The 21,806-nt window shown below is 37.9% G+C and carries 19 protein-coding genes; 18 read left to right on the forward strand and 1 reads right to left on the reverse strand.

From position 1 onward, the window contains the following. The first annotated feature begins 10 nt into the window (after positions 1–10). The 18 genes from mutS (at position 11) to trxA (ending at position 21,588) form a co-directional block, all read left to right on the forward strand. Positions 11–2,647 carry a DNA mismatch repair protein MutS gene (gene mutS, locus FFM65_RS02275; RefSeq protein WP_119317434.1) on the forward strand — a complete coding sequence of 879 codons (2,637 nt, stop codon included), beginning with the start codon at positions 11–13 and terminating at the stop codon, positions 2,645–2,647. A gap of 21 nt (positions 2,648–2,668) precedes the next feature. After that, a complete protein-coding gene (gene mutL / locus FFM65_RS02280) occupies positions 2,669–4,603 on the forward strand; it encodes a DNA mismatch repair endonuclease MutL (protein ID WP_119317435.1) in 1,935 nt (644 codons plus the stop codon). Positions 4,604–4,606: 3 nt separating this feature from the next. Then, the gene (gene ruvA / locus FFM65_RS02285) at positions 4,607–5,194 is read left to right on the forward strand and encodes a Holliday junction branch migration protein RuvA (RefSeq protein ID WP_119317436.1); all 588 of its coding nucleotides are present in this window, start codon (positions 4,607–4,609) and stop codon (positions 5,192–5,194) included. 13 nt (positions 5,195–5,207) lie between these two features. Further along, on the forward strand, positions 5,208–6,227 hold the full coding sequence (gene ruvB / locus FFM65_RS02290) for a Holliday junction branch migration DNA helicase RuvB (RefSeq protein WP_119317468.1): 1,020 nt from the start codon (positions 5,208–5,210) through the stop codon (positions 6,225–6,227). A gap of 65 nt (positions 6,228–6,292) precedes the next feature. Further along, positions 6,293–7,327 (forward strand): tRNA preQ1(34) S-adenosylmethionine ribosyltransferase-isomerase QueA, encoded by a 1,035-nt coding sequence (gene queA, locus FFM65_RS02295; protein WP_010018740.1) that lies wholly within the window; start codon positions 6,293–6,295, stop codon positions 7,325–7,327. Between the two features lie 9 nt (positions 7,328–7,336). Then, positions 7,337–8,479 carry a tRNA guanosine(34) transglycosylase Tgt gene (tgt, locus tag FFM65_RS02300; protein ID WP_119317437.1) on the forward strand — a complete coding sequence of 381 codons (1,143 nt, stop codon included), beginning with the start codon at positions 7,337–7,339 and terminating at the stop codon, positions 8,477–8,479. Positions 8,480–8,575: 96 nt separating this feature from the next. Next, positions 8,576–9,061, forward strand: coding sequence for a preprotein translocase subunit YajC (gene yajC / locus FFM65_RS02305; protein ID WP_119317469.1), 486 nt, complete (start codon positions 8,576–8,578; stop codon positions 9,059–9,061). 270 nt (positions 9,062–9,331) lie between these two features. Then, positions 9,332–10,771, forward strand: a complete 1,440-nt coding sequence (gene zwf, locus FFM65_RS02310) for a glucose-6-phosphate dehydrogenase (protein ID WP_119317438.1) — start codon at positions 9,332–9,334, stop codon at positions 10,769–10,771. Between the two features lie 11 nt (positions 10,772–10,782). Next, complete coding sequence (gene dinB / locus FFM65_RS02315) at positions 10,783–11,913, forward strand: DNA polymerase IV (protein WP_119317439.1); 1,131 nt, start codon at positions 10,783–10,785, stop codon at positions 11,911–11,913. Beyond that, complete coding sequence (locus tag FFM65_RS02320) at positions 11,906–12,862, forward strand: DHH family phosphoesterase (RefSeq protein ID WP_119317440.1); 957 nt, start codon at positions 11,906–11,908, stop codon at positions 12,860–12,862. The genes dinB and FFM65_RS02320 overlap by 8 nt, the downstream gene beginning before the upstream one ends. After that, positions 12,863–14,203, forward strand: coding sequence for a DEAD/DEAH box helicase (locus tag FFM65_RS02325; protein WP_119317441.1), 1,341 nt, complete (start codon positions 12,863–12,865; stop codon positions 14,201–14,203). Between the two features lie 258 nt (positions 14,204–14,461). Beyond that, a complete protein-coding gene (gene alaS / locus FFM65_RS02330; RefSeq protein ID WP_119317442.1) occupies positions 14,462–17,098 on the forward strand; it encodes an alanine--tRNA ligase in 2,637 nt (878 codons plus the stop codon). A gap of 63 nt (positions 17,099–17,161) precedes the next feature. Then, a complete protein-coding gene (locus FFM65_RS02335) occupies positions 17,162–17,419 on the forward strand; it encodes an IreB family regulatory phosphoprotein (protein WP_010018752.1) in 258 nt (85 codons plus the stop codon). After that, entirely contained in the window at positions 17,420–17,854 is a 435-nt protein-coding gene (ruvX, locus tag FFM65_RS02340; RefSeq protein ID WP_059074218.1) for a Holliday junction resolvase RuvX, read from the forward strand. A gap of 10 nt (positions 17,855–17,864) precedes the next feature. Further along, entirely contained in the window at positions 17,865–18,164 is a 300-nt protein-coding gene (locus FFM65_RS02345) for a DUF1292 domain-containing protein (RefSeq protein ID WP_119317443.1), read from the forward strand. A gap of 100 nt (positions 18,165–18,264) precedes the next feature. After that, positions 18,265–18,807, forward strand: a complete 543-nt coding sequence (locus FFM65_RS02350) for a CvpA family protein (protein ID WP_119317444.1) — start codon at positions 18,265–18,267, stop codon at positions 18,805–18,807. A 51-nt stretch (positions 18,808–18,858) separates the two neighbouring features. Beyond that, on the forward strand, positions 18,859–21,213 hold the full coding sequence (locus FFM65_RS02355) for an endonuclease MutS2 (RefSeq protein ID WP_119317445.1): 2,355 nt from the start codon (positions 18,859–18,861) through the stop codon (positions 21,211–21,213). Positions 21,214–21,276: 63 nt separating this feature from the next. Beyond that, on the forward strand, positions 21,277–21,588 hold the full coding sequence (gene trxA, locus FFM65_RS02360; protein WP_119317446.1) for a thioredoxin: 312 nt from the start codon (positions 21,277–21,279) through the stop codon (positions 21,586–21,588). Positions 21,589–21,671: 83 nt separating this feature from the next. Here the strand turns inward: trxA and FFM65_RS02365 are convergent. Continuing rightward, positions 21,672–21,806 (reverse strand): transposase (locus tag FFM65_RS02365; RefSeq protein WP_137610092.1); only part of this gene is annotated, 135 nt, incomplete at its 5' end.

Raw genomic sequence — 21,806 nt, forward strand, 5'->3', positions numbered from 1 at the left:
GAGGGAATTCATGCCTCAAAAAACTAAAGAAACACCAATGATGGAGCAATATCTGGAGTATAAGAAACAATATCCAGATGCTTTTTTGTTATATCGAGTTGGTGACTTTTATGAAATGTTTTACGACGATGCTGTCAAAGGTTCACAGATTCTCGAACTGACTTTGACATCCCGTAATAAAAAAGCTGACGAGGGCATCCCCATGTGTGGAGTGCCACATCATGCAATCGAGGGCTATATCGACACCCTTGTGGATAAAGGTTACAAAGTTGCTGTCTGTGACCAATTAGAAAATCCTGCCGACGCTCAAGGTAAGATGGTCAAACGTGGCGTGACTCGAGTAGTTACTCCCGGAACTATCATGGACAAAGCTAACCAAGCTAAGGAAAACAACTACATCACAGCAATCACAGCGCACAAAGATGTCTTTGGCTTAGCTTACGCTGACTTATCCACTGGTGAAGTCAAAGTTACCTCAGTCAAAAATCAGTTGGATTTAACTAATGAATTGCAAAATCTCGATACTAAAGAAACAGTTGTCTCAGGTAATTTTCCACAAAAATACCTCGACCAATTGCGTAAATACGGTATCTTGATTTCTAAATTGGATGAGTTGGATGACAATTATAGTTTTGATTTCTCACAGATCTCAAGTGACCAAGAAGTCGATACGGTCAAATTGTTAATCAGTTATTTGATCAAAACCCAAATGCGTTCACTCGACCATTTGAAGCCGGCTCAATCATATGAAACTTCCGCTTATTTATTAATGGACCATTCTGCTCAAAGCAATTTGGAATTATTCAAAAATATTCGGACTAATAAAAAATCAGGAACACTCTTGTGGCTTTTGGATGAAACGAAAACTGCCATGGGAAGCCGCCTACTTAAACAATGGTTAGCTCGGCCTTTAATTTCAGTTGATAAGTTAAAACAACGCCAACATTTCGTACAAGTATTCTTGGATAATTATTTCCAAAGATCATCATTCCAAGACTATTTAACAAAGGTTTACGACCTTGAACGGTTAGCTGGTCGAGTAGCTTATGGAACTGTCAACGGCCGTGATTTGATCCAGTTGAAGACTTCCTTACAACAAGTACCTGAAATTAAGTCAATCTTGTTAGACATCGGTGATGACGAATTGACAGCCTTTGTGGAAAAAATCGACGAAGTAGCTGATATCCGTGATTTAATCGACCAAGCTATCGTTGAAGAAGCGCCAATTTCCGTTACTGGCGGGGGCTTGATCAAGGAAGGTTACAACGACCAGCTTGACCAATATCTCGATGCTTCTAAGAATGGTAAGAAGTGGTTGGCTACTCTAAAGGCCAAGGAACAAGACGAAACTGGTATCAATAATTTGAAGATTGGCTACAACAAAGTCTTTGGTTATTACATCGAGGTCAGTCGGGCCAATATCGACAAAGTCCCAGAAGACCGCTATACCAGAAAGCAAACCCTAGTTAACGCTGAACGCTACATCACACCGGAACTAAAAGAAAAAGAGAGCATGATCCTAGAGGCTGAAGAGAAGTCAAAAGGGTTGGAATATCACTTATTTGATCACATTCGCCAAAAAATCAAAGACCAAATCAGACGTATTCAAGCTTTAGCTAATATTTTGTCACAACTCGATGTCCTTCAAAGTTTCGCAGTCGTCAGTGAAGATTACCACTACATCGCACCAGAATTTGTGGATAAACACGAACTAAAAATTACTAATGGACGTCACCCAGTTGTGGAAAAAGTCTTGAGTAATAACAGTTACATTCCAAATGATGTCAATTTTGACAAAGACACTGATATTTTATTGATAACTGGACCCAATATGTCCGGTAAAAGTACCTATATGCGTCAACTAGCTTTGATCGTTATCATGGCTCAGATCGGATGTTTCGTTCCGGCAGAGAGTGCTAAATTACCAATATTTGACCACATTTTCACGAGAATCGGTGCTGCCGATGATTTGATTTCTGGTGACAGTACTTTCATGGTAGAAATGCGTGAAGCTAACGATGCTTTAAAGAATGCGACTGAAAATAGTTTGATCATCTTTGATGAAATTGGTCGTGGAACAGCTACTTATGACGGAATGGCATTAGCTCAAGCAATCATCGAATACATCGACAAAAATGTTCATGCGATGACAATGTTTTCAACTCACTATCATGAATTGACTGAACTAGAAGCTCAATTGCCAGGGCTAAAAAATGTCCACGTTGATGCTTCTGAAGAAAATGGCGACTTAGTCTTTTTGCACAAAGTTTTGCCCGGACCTGCAGATAAGTCTTACGGAATCCATGTTGCTAAATTAGCGGGATTGCCAGAAGAGGTTTTGAACAGTGCCAGCAAGATTTTAAGCAGTTTGGAAGAAACTTCGGTTCACACGACGACTTCTGAAAGTATTCGTGAACCAGTTGCTGTTAAGCCAGTCGAAAAAGTCAAAGAACAACCAGAAGTAGTTGATACAATGGATGACGACGAACAACAATTGTCGCTTTTCCCAGAACCAAAACCAACTACTAAGAAGATATCCACCAAAGAATCACAAGTGGTTAAAGAAATTTCTGAACAAGACTTAATGGGTATCACCCCAATTGAAGCCATTAACTTACTTTATAAATGGCAAAAGAAACTCAAATAATAATTAAAAGAAGGTGGAAAAATGGGTATTATTCATGAACTACCAGTTGAATTAAGCAACCAGATTGCAGCTGGGGAAGTTATTGAACGCCCAGCATCAGTCGTCAAAGAGCTGGTGGAAAATTCCATCGATGCCAAAGCTACTCAAGTTTTAATTACTGTCGCTCAAGCTGGATTGAAGTCGATCGAAGTTAATGACAATGGTAAAGGAATCGCTAGTGATGATGTTGAAGTGGCTTTTTTGCCTCACACGACTAGTAAGATTTCAACTGACCGTGACTTGTTCAATGTCAAAACATTAGGATTTCGTGGTGAAGCTTTAGCCAGTATCGCTTCTGTTTCCAAACTAACTGTTGTGACAAGTGTTGACGGTAAGTCAGCTCAACGAGTTAAGTTTTCGGGTAATGAATTGATCAAGAAAGAAACCTTTGCCCGTTCAAAAGGTACGACGATGACCGTTGAAGATTTGTTCTTCAATACACCAGCTCGCTTGAAATACGTTAAGTCGCTGCACACTGAATTGAACAAAATTGTTGATATCGTTGACCGTTTAGCTATTGGTCATCCCGAGATTTCATTTCGTTTGATTCACGAAGGCAAAGACTTAGTTTGGACTTCTGGCAACAATAATTTACAGCAGACGATTGCTGGAATTTATGGTCGGACGATTGCTAGTCACATGCTCGATTTTGAAAATTCTGACCCCGATTATCAAATCAAAGGGTACTTCTCAAAACCGGATACGACTCGTTCCAACCGCTCGTATATTTCAATAATCTTGAACGGTCGCTACATTCGCAATTTCCAACTGACAAATGCTATTATCAGAGGTTACGGTTCGAAGTTGATGGTGGCCAGATTTCCGATTGCGGTAGTCGATATCACCATGGACCCAGCTTTAGTCGATATCAACGTTCATCCGACAAAACAAGAAGTTCGTTTGACTAATGAAGGTCATATCGCCGACTTGATCAGCAATGGAATTCGTGAACGTTTGTCAGATCAAAATTTGATTCCTGATGCGGTCAAGAATCTCGGTAAAAAAGGGATCACGCCTAAAGTCGATACCTATAGACCTGAACAAATTAGCTTAAATGACATTTCAACTATCGACAAAATCAACGAACCACTAATGACAGCCACAGCTGAACCGGGACCAGAGTTTCAACGTCCAATGTCACCAGAAACGCCCGTAGAAACACCAATGGATGGGATGCCAATTTTTAAAGACCCTAAACATCTCAAAGCTTGGGATCAACGTCTCAAACAAGAAAACGACCAAAAAGTTCGAGTAGTAGATTCTCAACAAGCAACGCAACAAGAACCAGTATCACAGGAAGAGGCAATTGGTTTCCCGGATTTGCGCTATATCGGTCAAATCCATGGAACTTATTTAGTCGCTGAAAGTGAAGATGGTTTTTACTTGATAGACCAACATGCTGCTCAAGAACGAGTTAATTACGAATACTATCGCAAAGAAATTGGTAAAGTTTCCAACGACCAACAAAAACTGTTAGTCCCAATCGTCTTGGATTATCCCAACGCTGAAAGCATCTTGATCAAGGAAAAGAAACCAGTTTTAGAAAGCATCGGTTTGTATTTAGATGACTTTGGTCAAAACAGTTTTGTCGTCAATACTCATCCAACTTGGTTTGTGCCCGGACAAGAGGAATCGACTATTAAAGAAATGATTGACTATGTTCTAAATGATTCTAAAATTAGTGTGGCAAGTTTCCGTGAGAAGAACGCCATCATGATGAGTTGTAAGCGAGCTATCAAAGCTAATCATCACATAACTGATAATGAAGCACGAAAGTTATTGGAGAATTTGACTAAAGCTGAAAATCCTTACAATTGTCCGCATGGTCGTCCTGTTTTAGTACAGTTCAGCAACAAGGATCTCGAGAAAATGTTCAAGAGAATCCAAGATCCACACGATACTAGAGAGAGTGAATAAATTATGTTTGAATATTTGAATGGTTTAATAACATCAGTGACTCCTTCATATATTGTGGTGGATGTCCAAGGGGTCGGCTACAAAGTACAAGTGGCAAATCCTTATCGTTACGAAGAAAATCAAGAAGCAAGAGTTTACGTTGAACAAATCGTCCGTGATAATGAGCAATCATTGTATGGCTTTTATGATTTGAATGAGAAAAATATTTTCTTACATTTAATCAGCGTTTCAGGAATTGGACCAAAGAGTGCTCTAGCCATTTTAGCTGGGCAAGACTTGCAAGGGTTGATCCATGCGATTGAAAATGACGATGTCAAATTCTTAACTAAGTTTCCTAAGATTGGTAAGAAAACGGCTCAACAAATCATCTTGGATTTATCTGGTAAATTTACCGCAGAAGGTCAAATGACACTAGGTGAAACTCCAGCTGTCTTAAGTACCGGCAATCAAGAATTAGAAGATGGATTAGCAGCCTTAGATTCATTAGGTTATTCAGCTAAAGAAATCAGCAAAGTAAAATCACAATTAGAAAAAGAAAATCTCAAATCTGCCGACGAATACTTACGTGCCGGATTAAAATTATTGAGTTAGGGAGGTGTCAATTATCGAAAATGATGATGAACGTTTAACGGATGCCGATTCATTAGATAATATTGAAAATATCGTTGAACAAACGCTCCGTCCCCAAAGTTTTGACCAATATTTGGGTCAAGAAAAAGCTAAAAAAGAATTAGATGTTTATATCAAAGCTGCCAAACAACGCCAACAAACTCTAGACCACGTTTTACTATATGGACCTCCAGGGTTAGGTAAGACAACTTTGGCTATGATTATCGCTAATGAAATGGGCGTCAACATTCATACGACAACTGGTCCTTCGATTGAAAAATCTGGAGACTTAGTAGCTGTTTTGGATGAACTAGAACCAGGTGACGTCTTATTTATTGATGAAATTCACCGTATGCCTAGAGCGGTTGAAGAAGTTTTATATTCAGCCATGGAAGATTTCTACATTGATATTATCGTTGGGCAAGGTAGCGAATCACGTTCACTGCATCACCAACTAGTGCCTTACACTTTGATTGGAGCAACGACCGCTGCCGGAAAACTTTCTGCTCCACTAAGAGATCGGTTTGGAATTGTCGAAAGAATGGAGTACTATACCATAGATGAATTGTCTAAAATTGTTTTCCGTTCTGCACAAGTTTTAAACATCAATGTCGATGAAGAAGGGGCTCATGAGATTGCTAGAAGATCCCGTGGGACACCTAGAATTGCCAACCGTTTGTTAAAACGTGTCCGCGATTTTGCTCAAGTGGCTAATCAAGATACGATTGATTACAAGATGGCAAAATCTGCTTTGAATCAATTACAAGTTGACGATGCTGGATTAGATCATTTGGATCGCAGAATTTTAGAGATGATCATTGAACTATACAATGGTGGTCCTGTCGGTCTAAAAGTCATCGCTGCTAATATTGGTGAAGACCAAGAAACAATTGAAGAAGTTTATGAACCATATCTTATGCAAATGGGATTCTTGAAGAGAACTGCCAAGGGTCGTGTCGTGACGAGAAAAGGTTATGAACACATGGGAATACCTTATCCCGAAAAAAACGAGTAAAGCGATTTACTCGTTTTGGCGTATCTAAAGAATTTTATTAAACCACATAAAAGGAGATTACATTAATGTCACTATCAACTGAAGATTTTGATTATGATTTACCAGAAGAACTAATTGCCCAAACACCTATCAAAGACCGTGATCACTCAAGACTACTAGTTTTGGACCACGAAACAGGTGAATATCAAGACAAGCATTTTTATGACATCTTGGATTATTTGAATCCTGGGGATGCTTTAGTTATGAACAATTCTCGAGTTTTACCAGCTCGTTTGTATGGAACTAAAGAAGACACTGACGGCCACGAAGAAGTATTGTTGTTGAACAACATCGAAGGTGACAAGTGGGAAGTTTTGATGAAGCCAGCTCGTCGTGCCAAAGTTGGTACAAAGGTTCAATTTGGCGATGGTCAACTAGAAGCTGAAGTTTTGGAAAACCTTGAACATGGTGGAAAAATCATCGAATTTCATTACCAAGGAATCTTCATGGAGATTTTGGAACAATTAGGTGAAATGCCACTTCCTCCATACATCAAAGAAAAACTCGATGATCCTGACCGTTATCAAACTGTTTATGCCAAAGAAAATGGTTCAGCCGCTGCTCCAACTGCTGGATTACACTGGACTAAAGATTTGCTAAAACAAGTTGAAGCAAAAGGCGTTAAATTAGTTTATGTAACTTTGCACGTTGGTCTAGGAACATTTAGACCCGTGACCGAATCTGACGTTGATAAGCACGTAATGCATTCAGAATTTTATCGTTTGGATGAAGATTCAGCTAAGACTTTGAATGAAGTTAAGAAAAACGGTGGCAAGATCGTTGCGACTGGAACTACTTCAATCAGAACGCTGGAAACTATCGGTACTAAGTTTAATGGAGAAATCAAAGCCGACAGTGGTTGGACTGACATCTTTATCAAACCTGGTTACGAATGGAAAGTTGTCGATGAATTTATCACTAACTTCCACTTGCCAAAATCAACTTTGGTTATGTTAGTTGCTGCATTTACTGGTCGTGAAAATATCTTGAACGCTTATCGTCACGCTGTTGAGGAAAAATATCGTTTCTTCAGTTTCGGCGATGCAATGTTCATTAAGTAGAGGGAATATATGGAACCAGCTGTTAAATACACATTAATTAAAAAAGAAAAGCATACTGGTGCACGTTTAGGTATGCTAGAAACACCACATGGAACTTTTGAAACACCAATCTTCATGCCAGTTGGAACGGAAGCTTCAGTTAAAAACATGGCACCCGAAGACCTAGAAAAAATTGGTGCTACAATCGTTTTGGCTAATACTTATCACTTGTGGTTGCGCCCTGGTGAAGACATTGTTAAAGAAGCCGGTGGTTTGCACAAATTCATGAATTGGGACAAAGGTATCTTGACTGATTCTGGTGGTTTTCAAGTCTTTTCACTAGCTAAAACTCGTGATATCACTGAAGCCGGAGTTCATTTTAGAAACCATTTGAATGGTCGTCGTGAATTCTTGTCACCAGAAAAAGCCATCAAGATTGAAAATTACTTAGGCCCAGATATCATGATGAGTTTGGATGAATGTCCACCATTCTTCGAAAGCTATGACTACATCAAAAAATCTGTTGCTAGAACTAGTCGTTGGGCTGAACGTGGTCTAAAAGCTCATCGTAATCCTGATTGGCAAGCTTTGTTTGGTATCGTTCAAGGTGCAGGGTTTGAAGATCTACGTAAGCAAAGTGTCAAAGATTTAGTAAGTATGGATTTCCCCGGTTATTCAATTGGAGGACTTTCAGTTGGTGAATCAAAGAGCGAAATGAATCGTGTCCTTGATTTTACAACACCACTATTGCCAGAGAACAAACCTCGCTATTTGATGGGAGTAGGTACGGCTGACTCCTTGATCGACGGTGTAATTAGAGGAATTGACATGTTTGACTGCGTCTTGCCAACAAGAATTGCCAGAAATGGTACTTGTATGACAACTCATGGCCGTCTAGTAGTTAAGAATGCTAAATATGCAAGAGACTTCGGTCCAATCGATCCCGACTGTGACTGTTACGTATGTCGTAATTACTCACGTGCTTACATTCGTCATTTGATCAACGCCAACGAATTGTTCGGTACACATTTGACTAGTTACCACAATTTGTACTTCTTGTTGAACTTGATGAAAGGCGTTCGTCAAGCTATCAAAGATGACAATTTACTAGAATTTAGAGAACACGTCTTTGAAGATTACGGTTTCAACAAAGAAAATGCTAAGAATTTTTAGAAGATTTTGATAAGAAAAACCTACTAGTGTGGAAAGACAGGAAAATTTTTGTTAATCTATACTTATGCAAATTATTAAGAGGTGGAAAATTTGAATATGCTTACATTAGGTGCTGCAGGTGCTGGTGGATCAATGGGACTCATGATTTTTGTCGTTATCATGTTCGTTGGTATGTACTTTTTATCAATTCGTCCTCAAAAGAAGCAACAACAAAAACGTCAAGAAATGCTTAAAGGTATGAACAAAGGTGACAAAGTCGTTACTCTTGGTGGTATCAAAGGTGTTATCGCATCAATCGATCGTGACAACAAAGAAGTTGTCGTAGATTGTGACGGAATTTATCTAACATTTGACCTAAACTTCATTCGTCGTGCTGAACCAGGTAACAGCGTAACAGCTGCTAAAGAAGACAGCGCAGAAGCAAAGAATGAAAAGAAAGAAGCTCCAGCCGAAGAACCAAAAGAAGCTGAAACTGAAAAAGTAGAAACTGCTGATGAAAAACCAGCTGAAGATTCAAAGACAGAAGAACCAAAAGCTGAAGAATCAAAAGATGCAGAAGATACAAAAGAAGAAACAAAATAATTAATCAAAAAAAGATTGAAGCCAAGCGCTCCAATCTTTTTTTATAGGTTTTGATTTTAGTGTTTTGACCTTATCTTTAAGATTAAGAAGCGGGGCTTTTGTGGACGACGGCAAACTTAGCAAGTATTTTTTCTTGCCTTAAACCTAACTTGAGGGTATATCATTTCTAAGTAAACAGGATATTTATATAAATAATAAGCGTTTAATGAAGAAGTTTAATAATTCATGTTGTAAAATATAATTACATGATGCTTTCAAAGGAGTTTAAAAATGGTTACAGAAAAATCAGCAATTTTTATTATTTTTGGGGGATCTGGTGATTTAGCTCATCGAAAACTGTATCCTTCTTTGTTCCGTTTGTATAAATCGGGATTTTTAAAAGATCACTTTGCCGTTATCGGTACTGCTCGTCGTCCTTGGAGTGATGACTATTTCCGTGAAACTGTTATCACTTCTTTGAAGGACTACTTTGATGATAGTGAAAATGTAATGAAAGAATTTGCACAACATTTCTTCTATCAATCACATGACGTCAATGATTCAGAACATTACATTGCTCTAAAGAATTTGGCTGCTAAACTAGATGATCAATTTTCTGCTGGCCACAACCGCGTTTACTACATGGCAATTGCTCCAAGATTCTTTGGAACTGTTGCTGAACACATCAATTCAGAAGGTTTGAAGACTGACGGTTACAATCGTTTGGTTATCGAAAAACCATTTGGTCGTGATTTAGATTCAGCTTGTGAATTGAACGGCAATATTTCTAAAGCTTTTCCAGAAGACGATATTTACCGTATTGACCATTATTTAGGTAAGAAGATGGTTCAAGTTATTCCTGATCTTCGTGCACACAATCCTAAGTTTGAAAAAGCTTTGAATAACAAATATGTTTCAAATATTCAAGTGACTTTGGCTGAAAAAATTGGTGTTGAAGATCGTGGTGGATACTATGAAACTGCTGGGGTACTTCGTGATATGGTTCAAAACCACATTATGCAAATTATCGGTGCCACAGCTATGGATGAACCAGAAGCTACTGATGCCAAAATTATCCACAAACACAAGTGTGACTTGTTCGCTTCTTTGAAAGAAATGACTCCAGAGCAAGTTGATCAAGATTTTGTTCGTGGACAATATGACACTGATAAACTCGGTGAAGAAAACGCCTATCGTCAAGAAGACAAGGTAGCGGAAGATTCTAACATTGAAACTTTCACTGCTGGTAAACTTGAATTTGATTCAGATCGTTGGAGTGGCGTTCCATTCTACGTTCGTTCTGGTAAGAGAATGCCTGATAAGACTTCAAGAATCGATATCGTCTTCAATGAAAAAGTTGATGAATTAGGCATTAAACCTAATACAGTCGTGACACTTTTGATTGAAAGAAAAGATGGTCACAGTATTTTAATCAACGGAATTGACTACAAAGAGTCAGCTCAAGATTTCATCAAGTTCCCAGAAGAAAAGGAATTCGACAATGCTCGTGAAGCTTATGAGAGTTTGATTATCGATATTCTTTCTGGAGACCGTGTTCATTTTACACTTTGGGATGAATTAAGAAGTACTTGGAAGTATATTGATACGATTGAAGAACGTTGGGCTAGTCAAACACCAGAATTTCCAAATTACGTTAGTGGCACGATGGGACCAGATTCCGCAGAAATGTTACTTGAACGTGATGGTAACTCTTGGGTTTGGGATGATTAGAGGTAGTATTTATCTTCTTAAAAATACCCATTAAAATTGAAGAAAACAGAAAAGTCATCCATGTTGATATGGATGCTTTTTTCGCTTCTGTGGAAGAAAGGGAACATCCCGAATACAAAAAGAAATGTTTGATCGTAGCTCAAGACCCACGAAAACACCATCACCACGGAGTAGTAACCACAGCTAATTACAATGCTAGAAAATACGGAGCTCATTCAGCTATGCCCGCTCAACAAGCAGTTGATTTGATTCCCAAAGAGAAATTAGTTATCACGCCACCTAATTTTGAACTGTATCGTAGTGTTTCCAATCAAATTCACGATATTTTTGCCGACGTGACTGACAATTATCAATCAGTTGCTTTGGATGAAGCTTACTTAGATGTCACTAAAAATAAACTTAATGAAACTAATACGATTAAGATTGCCAATTATATTCAACAACGAATCGTCAAAGAAACTAATTTAACTTGTTCCGTTGGTATTTCTTATAACAAATTCTTAGCTAAGATGGCTTCGGATTATCGCAAACCTTTTGGCCGAACGATTATCCTTGGTAAGTATGCTAAAGAATTTCTCAAACCGATTCCAATTGAAAAGTTCAACGGCATCGGGAAAGCTATGCAGGAAAAACTTCACGAGATGGATATTTACACTGGTGAAGATTTACAAAATCTCGATCAAGATACGTTTTTACAAAAATTTGGCAAGATGGGTTACGTAATGTATAAACGAGTCCATGGAATTGATGATTCTCCAGTTGAAGGACATCGCTTGCGCAAATCAATCGGTCGAGAACGAACTTATAATCGTAATCTAGTTACTGAAGAACAAATTTATCAAGAATTAGATTTTTTAGCTGAAATGGTCAGCCAAGATTTACGAAAAAAACGTCAGCACGGTAAGACAGTCGTTTTAAAATTACGAAATTCTGACTTTGAAACGTTTACTAAACGGATGAGTTTTCAAGATTATGTCCAAACAAAATCAGAAATTTATCGTGTTGCCAAAGATATTTATGATAAATTAAAGGTAACTGATCAAAAGATTCGCCTCTTGGGGATTACGGTCACTAATCTTGACCCATTGTCGTATGAGGAAGTCTCTTTGAATTTGTCTTATAAGGAGGACAAGTATGAATAGCTTTGCGCAAATAATTGCAACAATCAAAAAATATGATAGAATTATCATTCTACGTCATCAAAATTCTGATCCTGATGCATTGGGATCTCAAGCTGGTTTAGCCACAGCCATTCGCCAAGCATTTCCAGAAAAAAATGTTTTAATTGGTGGCAATAACACTGAAGGTTTGAAGTGGCTCTCCACAGTTCAAGAAGTAACTGATGAAGACTACAAGGGTGCCTTAGTAATCGTTACTGATACTGCCAATCAACCAAGAATTGACGATCAACGTTTTGATGATGGAGCTTACTTGATCAAAATCGACCACCATCCTAATGATGATGCTTACGGTGATCAACTTTTTGTTAATACTGATGCTAGTTCTAGTTCAGAAATTATTGCCGATTTGATCGACAGCAGTTCTGAATTAACTTTGACTAAAGAAGTAGCTTATTACTTATACGCCGGAATCGTTGGCGATACAGGAAGATTCTTGTATCCAGCAACAACTGAACATACAATGCGTGTCGGTGGTAAGTTTATCGCTTTAGGCGTTGATACAGCCGCTATTAACAACAAGATGAACGAGATCACTTTAAAACAAGCCAAACTTCAAGGTGTCTTATTTGATATTTTGCAAATCGATTCTACTGGTGCAGCTTATGCCGTAATTGACCTTGAAATGATGAAGAAACTTGGTATCAATCAAGAACAAGCTAATTCAGTCGTTTCTACACCAGGTCGCTTGAAGGAAGTTTGTTCATGGATGGAAGCTGTTCAAAAAGACGATGGAACTTTCAGAATGCACTTGCGTTCTCAAGGACCAGTTATTAATGAATTAGCTAAGAACCATGATGGTGGCGGACACCCACTTGCTAGTGGAGCAACTGCCAAAGATCTTGATGAAGTAAAACAAATGTTTGAAGAACTAAAAGACTTAGTAGCTAAATATAACCAGAAGGGTGAATAGATGACTAAATTTTCACAATACAACTTTAATGATGCTATCAATAAATCATTAAAAGAGATACATTTTGAAGAACCAACTCCAGTCCAAGAAGCAGTAATTTCATTGATCAACAAGAAGAAGGACATTATCGTTCAATCAGAAACAGGTTCTGGTAAAACACACGCTTTCTTGTTGCCATCAATGAACGCCTTGACTAGTGATCAAGAAGTACAACTTTTGATTGCGACACCTAGTCGTGAGTTGGCATACCAAATTTATGAAGATACACAAGCAATTTTGAAAAACTATCCTGAAGAATACAATGCCTTTATCTTCGTTGGGGGAGCCGACAGAGATCGTCAAAGAAAGAAGCTAGAAGCTCACCAACCACAAATTGCTATTGGAACTCCCGGAAGACTTTGGGATCTTATCAGCGACAATTCTTTGCATGTTGAGAACGTTCAAAGATACGTGATTGATGAAGCTGATATGACTTTAGATATGGGATTCTTGGATGTTGTTGACAAAATTACTGACAAGTTGCCAGAAGACCGCGAAATGATGGTCTTTTCTGCCACGATTCCACAAAAATTAGAACCATTCTTGAAGAAATACATGCACGGACCTCAAAGAGTTGAGATCAAGAACAACAGCATCATTCCTAAGAACGTTGACAACTGGTTGATGTTCTCACACGGCCGTGACAAGAAAGAAATTATTTACCAATTAATGACGATTGGTGAACATTACTTGGTCTTGGTATTCGCTAATACTAAGAAGACAGTTGATGAAATTTATCAATATCTTCGTGGCAAAGGTCTAAAAGTTGCTCGTATCCATGGTGGATTAACACCTAGAGAACGTAAACGTACGATGAAACAAGTTGAAAACATGGAATATCAATTCGTAGTTGCTACTGACTTGGCTGCACGTGGAATTGATATCAACGGTGTTTCTCACGTTATCAATGCCGAAATCCCTGATGATCTAGACTTCTTCATTCACCGTGTTGGTAGAACTGGTCGTAACAAGATGTCGGGTATTGCCATTACTTTGTATGATCCCGGTGAAGAAAATAAAGTTGATGCCATTGAACATATGGGAATCACTTTTGAACCTAAGGATATTAAGAATGGTGAAATCGTTGAAGCAGTTGAACGTGATCGTCGTTTCACACGTAAAGCTAATCAAGAGAAACTTGATACCAAATTAGTTGGTTACGTTAAAAAACAAAAGACAAAGAAAAAACCTGGCTACAAGAAGAAGATCAAAAAGGCAATCAATGAAGAACATCGTCAACAAAGAAAGATCAAGATTAGACAGGAACGTAGAAAACAAAGAGATGCAAGACGTAATAGCTAGATTAATAGTTAGCTCAGATATAAATATTGACAATTTTTAAGTTGATGGTTAATATTTTCCTTGGATATATCTTATATTGAGTACTTCTCAGAGAGGGCTAGTTGGTGAAAAAGCCTAAATATTGAATATAAAGATGCTGCCAATTTAAATTGTAAATAATAAGTGTTGAGAGGCTAACGAAAATCGTTGCAAACAAGGTGGTACCGCGCAGTGGCGTCCTTGGAATGCAGCGATTTTTCGTTTTTTTGGGGAGATAAAATGAAGAATTTATCAAGTGCTGAAATAAGAAAAATGTTTTTAGACTTTTTCCAATCAAAAGGTCACATGATTGAACCCAGTGCATCATTAGTTCCACATGACGATCCAACTTTGTTGTGGATCAACTCTGGTGTTGCTACTTTGAAGAAATATTTTGATGGTACAGTTGTGCCAAAGAACCCACGTATCACTAATGTTCAAAAGTGTATCAGAACAAATGATATTGAAAATGTTGGTAAAACAGCTCGTCACCAAACATTCTTTGAAATGCTAGGTAACTTTTCAGTTGGTGATTACTTCAAGAAAGAAGTTATTCCTTGGGCTTTTGAATTCTTAACAAGTCCTGACTGGATCGGTATGGATGTCAACAAGATGTATGTGACAACTTATCCTAAGGATACTGAGACTCAAAAGCTTTGGGCTGAAGTAGGAATCCCTCAAGATCATATCTTAAAAGCTGAAGATAATTTCTGGGATATTGGTGAAGGTCCTTGTGGTCCCGATTCAGAAATCTTCTACGACCGTGGTCAGTCATTTAATAATCTAGCTGAAGACGATCCAGAAAACTATCCTGGTGGCGAAAATGAACGTTATCTAGAAGTTTGGAACATCGTGTTCTCAGAATTGAATCATTTGCCAAATGGTCAATATGTTGAACAACCACATAAGAATATTGATACGGGGATGGGACTAGAACGTCTAGTTTCCATCATTCAAGGTACTAAGACTAACTTCGAAACTGACTTGTTCATGCCTTTGATCGAAGATGTTGGTCAAATCAGTGGCAAGAAGTACGGCGAAGATGCTGAAAATGATATTTCATTCAAGATTATCGCTGACCACGCTAGAACTGTTTCCTTTGCTATTGGAGATGGAGCTTTGCCTTCAAACGAAGGTCGTGGATACGTTATTAGACGTTTGATCAGACGTGCTGTTTTGAATGGAAAGAAACTTGGTATCAATGGACCATTCCTTTACAGATTGACACCAATCGTTGGTAAAATTATGGAAAGTTACTATCCAGAAGTTAGCCAACAACAAGAATTTATTTCTAAGACTATTCAACAAGAAGAGAAGCGCTTTTCAGAAACTCTTGATGCTGGTCTTGCTTTACTTAACGGTGTTATTGCTGATTTACGTAAGAAAAATGAAACTGTTATCGATGGTGCTAATGCCTTCAAACTTTACGATACTTACGGTTTCCCAATGGAATTAACTCGTGAATATGCTAATGACGAAGGCTTGTCAGTTGATGAAGCTGGTTTCAAGGAAAACATGGAAGCTCAAAAGCAACGTGCTCGTGAAGCTCGTGGAAACTTACAATCAATGGGTATGCAAGATGAAACTTTGATGGAAATCAAGACACCTAGTGAGTTCATTGGTTATGATCACAATGAAACTCAAAGTACTTTGAAGAACATCATCGTTAGTGATAAAGAAGTGAAGTCTGCTACTGAAGGCCAAGCTCAATTAGTCTTTGATACAACTCCTTTCTACGCTGAAATGGGTGGACAAGTTGCCGATGCTGGTAATATTTACGACCTTAAAGGCAACCAAGTTGCTGAAGTAATTGACGTTCAACATGCACCAAATGGTCAAAATATTCACTTGGTAAATATCATGTCAGAAATTGATGTTGATACAGAATATCAATTGAAGATCGATACTGATTTCCGTGAAAAAGTTCGTCACAATCACACAGCTACTCACTTGTTGGATCAAGCTTTGCGTGACGTTGTTAGTTCAAGAACTCACCAAGCTGGATCATTAGTTGAACCAGACTACTTACGTTTTGACTTCAACAGTAATGCTGCTTTGACACCAGAACAAATCTCAGACCTTGAAAAGATTGTTAATGAAAAAATCTGGGCAGCTATTCCTGTTAAGACAGAAGTCTTGCCTATTGAAGAGGCTAAGAAGAAGAAGGGTGCCATTGCTTTATTTAGTGAAAAATATGGCGACACTGTTCGAGTAGTTGAAATTGATGATTACTCAACAGAATTCTGTGGTGGTACACATGCCCGCAATACTTCAGAACTAGGTTTGTTCAAGATCACTTCTGAATCTGCTATCGGTTCAGGTACTAGAAGAATCGAAGCTGTAACTGGTGAAGAAGCCTTCGAATACTTGAATGAACAACTACAAACATTGCAAGAGACAGCTAAGAATATGAAGGTCAACCAATTAAAGGATGCTCCTAGTCGAGCAACTCAAATGGCTGACGAAATCAAGGCTCTTAAACGCGATAACCAAAACTTAAAGACACAACTTACAAATCAAAAATCCGCTGAAGTCTTTGACAACGTGGAAGAAATCAATGGCTACAAAGTCATTTCAAATATTGTTCCTGCCGACATGTCAGCTCTTAGACAATTAGCTGATAAGTGGAAGAATGATAACAGTTCCGACATTTTAGTACTTGGTGCTAGTGGCGATAATAAAGCTAGTCTAGTCGTAGCAGTTAATAAGGATGCTCAAGACAAAGGTGTTAAAGCTGGAGATTTAATTAAGAAAATATCTAAAGAAATTCAAGGTGGCGGCGGTGGTCGTCCAGATATGGCGCAAGCTGGTGGAAAGAATCCGGCTGGTTTAACAAATGCGTTACAATTAGCTAAAGATATTATTAAATCTCTATAAAGTGGGCTATAATTGAAATGAAGCTTTTCGGTCACTTAAATTTTAGTTAGATGGAGGTTTGCCATGAGTTCACTTGATAAAACTATGAGTTTCGATTTTAATGAAAACAAGGGCAAAGATGTCAAAGAAACACTGCAAAGTGTTTACCAATCACTAGAAGAAAAGGGATATAACCCAATTAACCAAATCGTTGGATACCTACTTTCTGGTGATCCAGCTTATATTCCAAGACATAACGATGCTCGTAATTTGATTTTGAAGCATGAAAGAGACGAGATAATTGAAGAATTAGTTAAGAGTTATCTCAATCAAGGTAAATAAATGAGATTATTAGGTTTAGATGTTGGTTCAAGGACTGTTGGTGTTGCTTGCAGCGATTTATTGGGGTGGACTGCTCAAGGAGTAGAAATCATCCGTATCAATGAGGATAAAGAAGAATTTGGCTTAGATCGATTAGGCGAAATTATCAAAGAAAAGCAACCCACAGGAATTGTATTAGGCTTGCCCAAAAATATGAATAATACTGAAGGGCCTAGAGTAGAAAAATCTCGCGAGTACGGCAAGATGGTCGAAGACAGATTTCATTTACCAATTGATTTCATCGATGAGCGTCTGACAACTGTTCAAGCTGAGAGAATGTTGATTGATGAGGCCGACGTGTCTCGTAAAAAACGAAAGAAAGTTATCGATAAGATTGCCGCTGAGATGATTTTACAAAATTATCTTGATGCTAAAGGTAAACTAACACGAAATTAAGGTGATAAACATGAGTGAAAAACAACCACCAAAAGATTTAGACGAAGTTATTTTAAGTGATGACCAAGGTAATGAAGAAGTTTACAAAATTCTTTTTACTTTTGAATCAGACGACTATGGTAAGTCATATGTATTCCTATATCCTAAGGCCAGTGAAGATGATGAGGAAATTGAAATTCAAGCATTCTCATTTAAACCTGACGAAAATGGTGACGTCGATGCTGGAGATTTAGATCCAATCGAAGATCCTGAGGAATGGGATATGGTTCAAGAAGTTTTGAACACCTTCACAAGTGACGAAGATCAATAAAGCAAAACACTTAACGATTGGCATTCGCCAATCGTTTGATTGTATCTAGTCCTATGATTTATAAATTCGCTTTTTAGCATGATTGAAGTAAGGGGAAATAATGCTGAGTCTGTTACTTATTTTACTTTTGATATATGGTTTTTATATTGGCGCTCGCCGTGGACTTGCCATGGAGGCATTTTATGCAATCGGATATGTACTATTCTTTGCTTTGGCATTGGTGACTTTTAAAGCACTGGGCCCTAAATTTGAAATGTTAGTACCATATCCTTCGGCTAATTTAGGCAGTGAGTTTGCCTTTTTCTCAACAAAAGTTGGTATGGAATTGGATAATGCATTTTACCGCGCTTTTGCTTTTATTTTTGTATGTTTTATCGGTTGGATCATCGTTAGATTTGCTGGACTTTATTTCAAGCGCCTGACGTATTTTCCAATGTACAATGACATCAATATTCTAAGTGGAGGTATTATCGCTTTTGTCGTTACTTATGTGGCCATTTTCATGGTCTTGTTAATGATGGCAATGGTGCCTGTGAGCGGTATTCAACATGCTTTGGAACATTCATTTATAGCTTCAGCAATGATTAAGAGCACGCCAGTTTTGACGAATTTACTTAGTCATTTATGGATTGGAGCTATCTAAACTTTAAGACTGAGACGTTTGTTTCAGTCTTATTTTGTAATAGGAGAGAATATGAATAATAAAGCTTTGAAAGTATTGGAATTTGACAAAATCAAAGCTGAGATTGCCAAATATCTAATCACGACACGTGGGAAAACTCTCTTAAAGAAATTAATGCCGATGTCAGTCGAATCCATCGTTCAAAGATTGATCGATCAGACTAAAGATGGTGCTGATATTATTCGGATTAAGGGTGAGATCCCAGTTAGAAAACTAGCTGATTTACACGATCAAGCTAATCGTCTAAAAAAAGACGGTAATTTAAATGGAACTGAACTTTCTCAAATTGGTCAAGTTCTCCAAAATACTAGTGAGTTAAAAGAATTCTTTGAAGATTTAAAAGATGAACAATTGGATTTGCGTCAGTTGTATGATTTGAATGACAATTTGATCGACAATCCAGAATTAACTAAACGTTTGGCACGTTCACTCGATGATACCGGACGAGTTTTGGATACTGCTTCAGAAGATTTGAAGTACATCCGTAATCAAATCACTCGTTTGAATGACCAGATACGTCACACCATGGAACAATATACTCGTGGTAAGAATACTAAGTATTTGACTGAGAATTTGGTAACTTTGCGTGACGATCGGTTTGTTATCCCAGTTAAAACTGAATATAAGACGAAATTCGGTGGTGTTGTTCACGATCAAAGTGCCAGTGGACAAACGCTTTATATCGAACCACAAGCTGTCGTAGGGATGAACAATCAACTACATGAAGCACAAGTTTCTGAAAAGGCCGAAGAAATTAGAATTTTAAATAAATTGTCTGATTTAGTTCGCCCACAAATTGATGAAATCTTGGAAAATAATGAAGTATTGGCTCAATTTGATTTGATCAATGCTAAAGCTAAGTATGCTAAAGAAATTAAGGCTACTGAGCCAATTATTTCTAAAGACCATATAGTTGACCTACACAATGCAAAACACCCTCTAATCGACCCAGATAAGGTTGTAGCTAATGATATTAAAATGGGTGAAGGATACAAGACGATGTTAATCACTGGTCCTAATACCGGTGGTAAAACTATCACAATGAAAACTTTAGGTTTGATTCAATTGATGGCTCAAGCTGGATTGTTTATTCCTGCTCATGAAGAGAGTGAAATTGCCGTTTTTGACGAAGTTTTCGTTGATATCGGTGATGAACAGTCAATTGAACAAAACTTGAGTACGTTCTCATCGCATATGGATAACATCATCAACATTATCCGTAAAGTGTCAGAGCACAGTTTAGTTTTGATCGATGAATTGGGTGCCGGAACTGATCCTCAAGAAGGGGCGGCAATTGCGATTGCTATTCTTGAGAAATTAGCTAAATCACATTGTTTCATCATGGCAACAACTCACTATCCAGAATTGAAAATTTTTGCTTACAATACGCCAGAAACAATCAACGCCAGCATGGAATTTGATGAAAAGTCATTGAAACCAACTTATCGTCTGTTGATAGGAATTCCTGGTGCAAGTAATGCTTTTAATATTGCTGCCCGTTTAGGGATGGACAAGAGCGTTGTTGATCGTGGACAGGCTTTGATGGACGGTGAAAGTCAAGATCTTAACAATATGATTGCGGACCTTGAGAATCGTCGAAAAGAATTCGAGCAAAAAAATGATCAATTAAAGATTCAATTGGCTAAGAACAAAGACGTGCAAAAAGATTATGAAAAGAAAAGTGATGCTTTAGACAAATCAAAGAACTCCGAAATCCAAGCGGCTAAAGTTCGAGCTAATCAAATCGTTTCCAAAGCTCGTAAAGAATCGGACAAAATCATTGAAAAATTGCACAAATTAGAGCAAGATGGTGTAGCTGTTAAGGAAGACCAAATTATTGCCGCTAAGACTGGCTTGAAAAACTTGCATCAAGATGAAGCTGTTAAGAAAAACCGAGTATTGCGTCGTAACAAGCGTCGTCAACAATTAAAGGTTGGTGACACTGTCAAATCATTGCAGTATGACCAAATTGGGACAATTGTTCGCAAGAATAAAGACAATGAATTTGAAGTTCAACTCGGTATTTTAAAGATGAAGTTTGGTGCTGATGAACTAGAAAAAGTTCAAAATCAAGAACCAGAACCAGAGAAGAAACCAACAATGGTCAAAAGAACTAAGAGTACTGGCCTTTCTAGTAAATTGGATCTTCGTGGCAAACGCTATGAAGAAGCAATGTCTGAACTTGATCAATACATCGATTCAGCGTTGTTGGCCGGATACAATCAAGTTACGATCGTCCACGGTTTTGGAACTGGTGTTATTAGAAAGGGAGTTACTAAGTACTTGCAACGCAATCCACGTGTGAAATCATTTGGATATGCTCCAGCAAGTTCTGGTGGTTCCGGGGCAACAATTGTTGACCTCTAAGCAAATCTTTTTTTAAAATAAACTAGTAATGATAGTATTTAACTTATTGAAGGAGTGAACAAAATGGTTGATGAAGTAACTGATAAGGATTTTGAAGAAGAAACAAAAGACGGTGTCGTTTTAGTAGACTTTTGGGCAACATGGTGTGGTCCATGTCGTATGCAATCACCTGTCGTTGAAGAATTGTCAGAAAATGATGATTCAGTTAAGTTTTTGAAGATGGATGTTGATGCTAACCCTGATACACCTAAGAAATTTGGAATCATGGCTATTCCAACATTGTTAGTTAAGAAGGATGGCAAGGTTGTAGAAACTTTAACTGGTTTCCATAACAAAGCTCAACTTGCAAAGATTTTAGATGGATATTCAGATTAATAATTAAAAAACTGGCTGTTCGTCAAATCAAGTTGATGGCAGTTCACATAAGCAGTTAGACCATAATTGGTCTAGCTGTTTTTTTATTGGGCTGAAGAGCTTGCTCTAAGCCAAAAGACTTGAAGATCAATCCTCTTAATAAAGTTAGTCCAGTTTCGATAACCATATGCGCTATTTTTTATTTTCTTTATTCTTCCAATGGTTCCCTCTAAAAATCC

The sequence above is a fragment of the Companilactobacillus formosensis genome, assembly GCF_005405305.1.
Classification (GTDB): Bacteria; Bacillota; Bacilli; order Lactobacillales; family Lactobacillaceae; genus Companilactobacillus; species Companilactobacillus formosensis.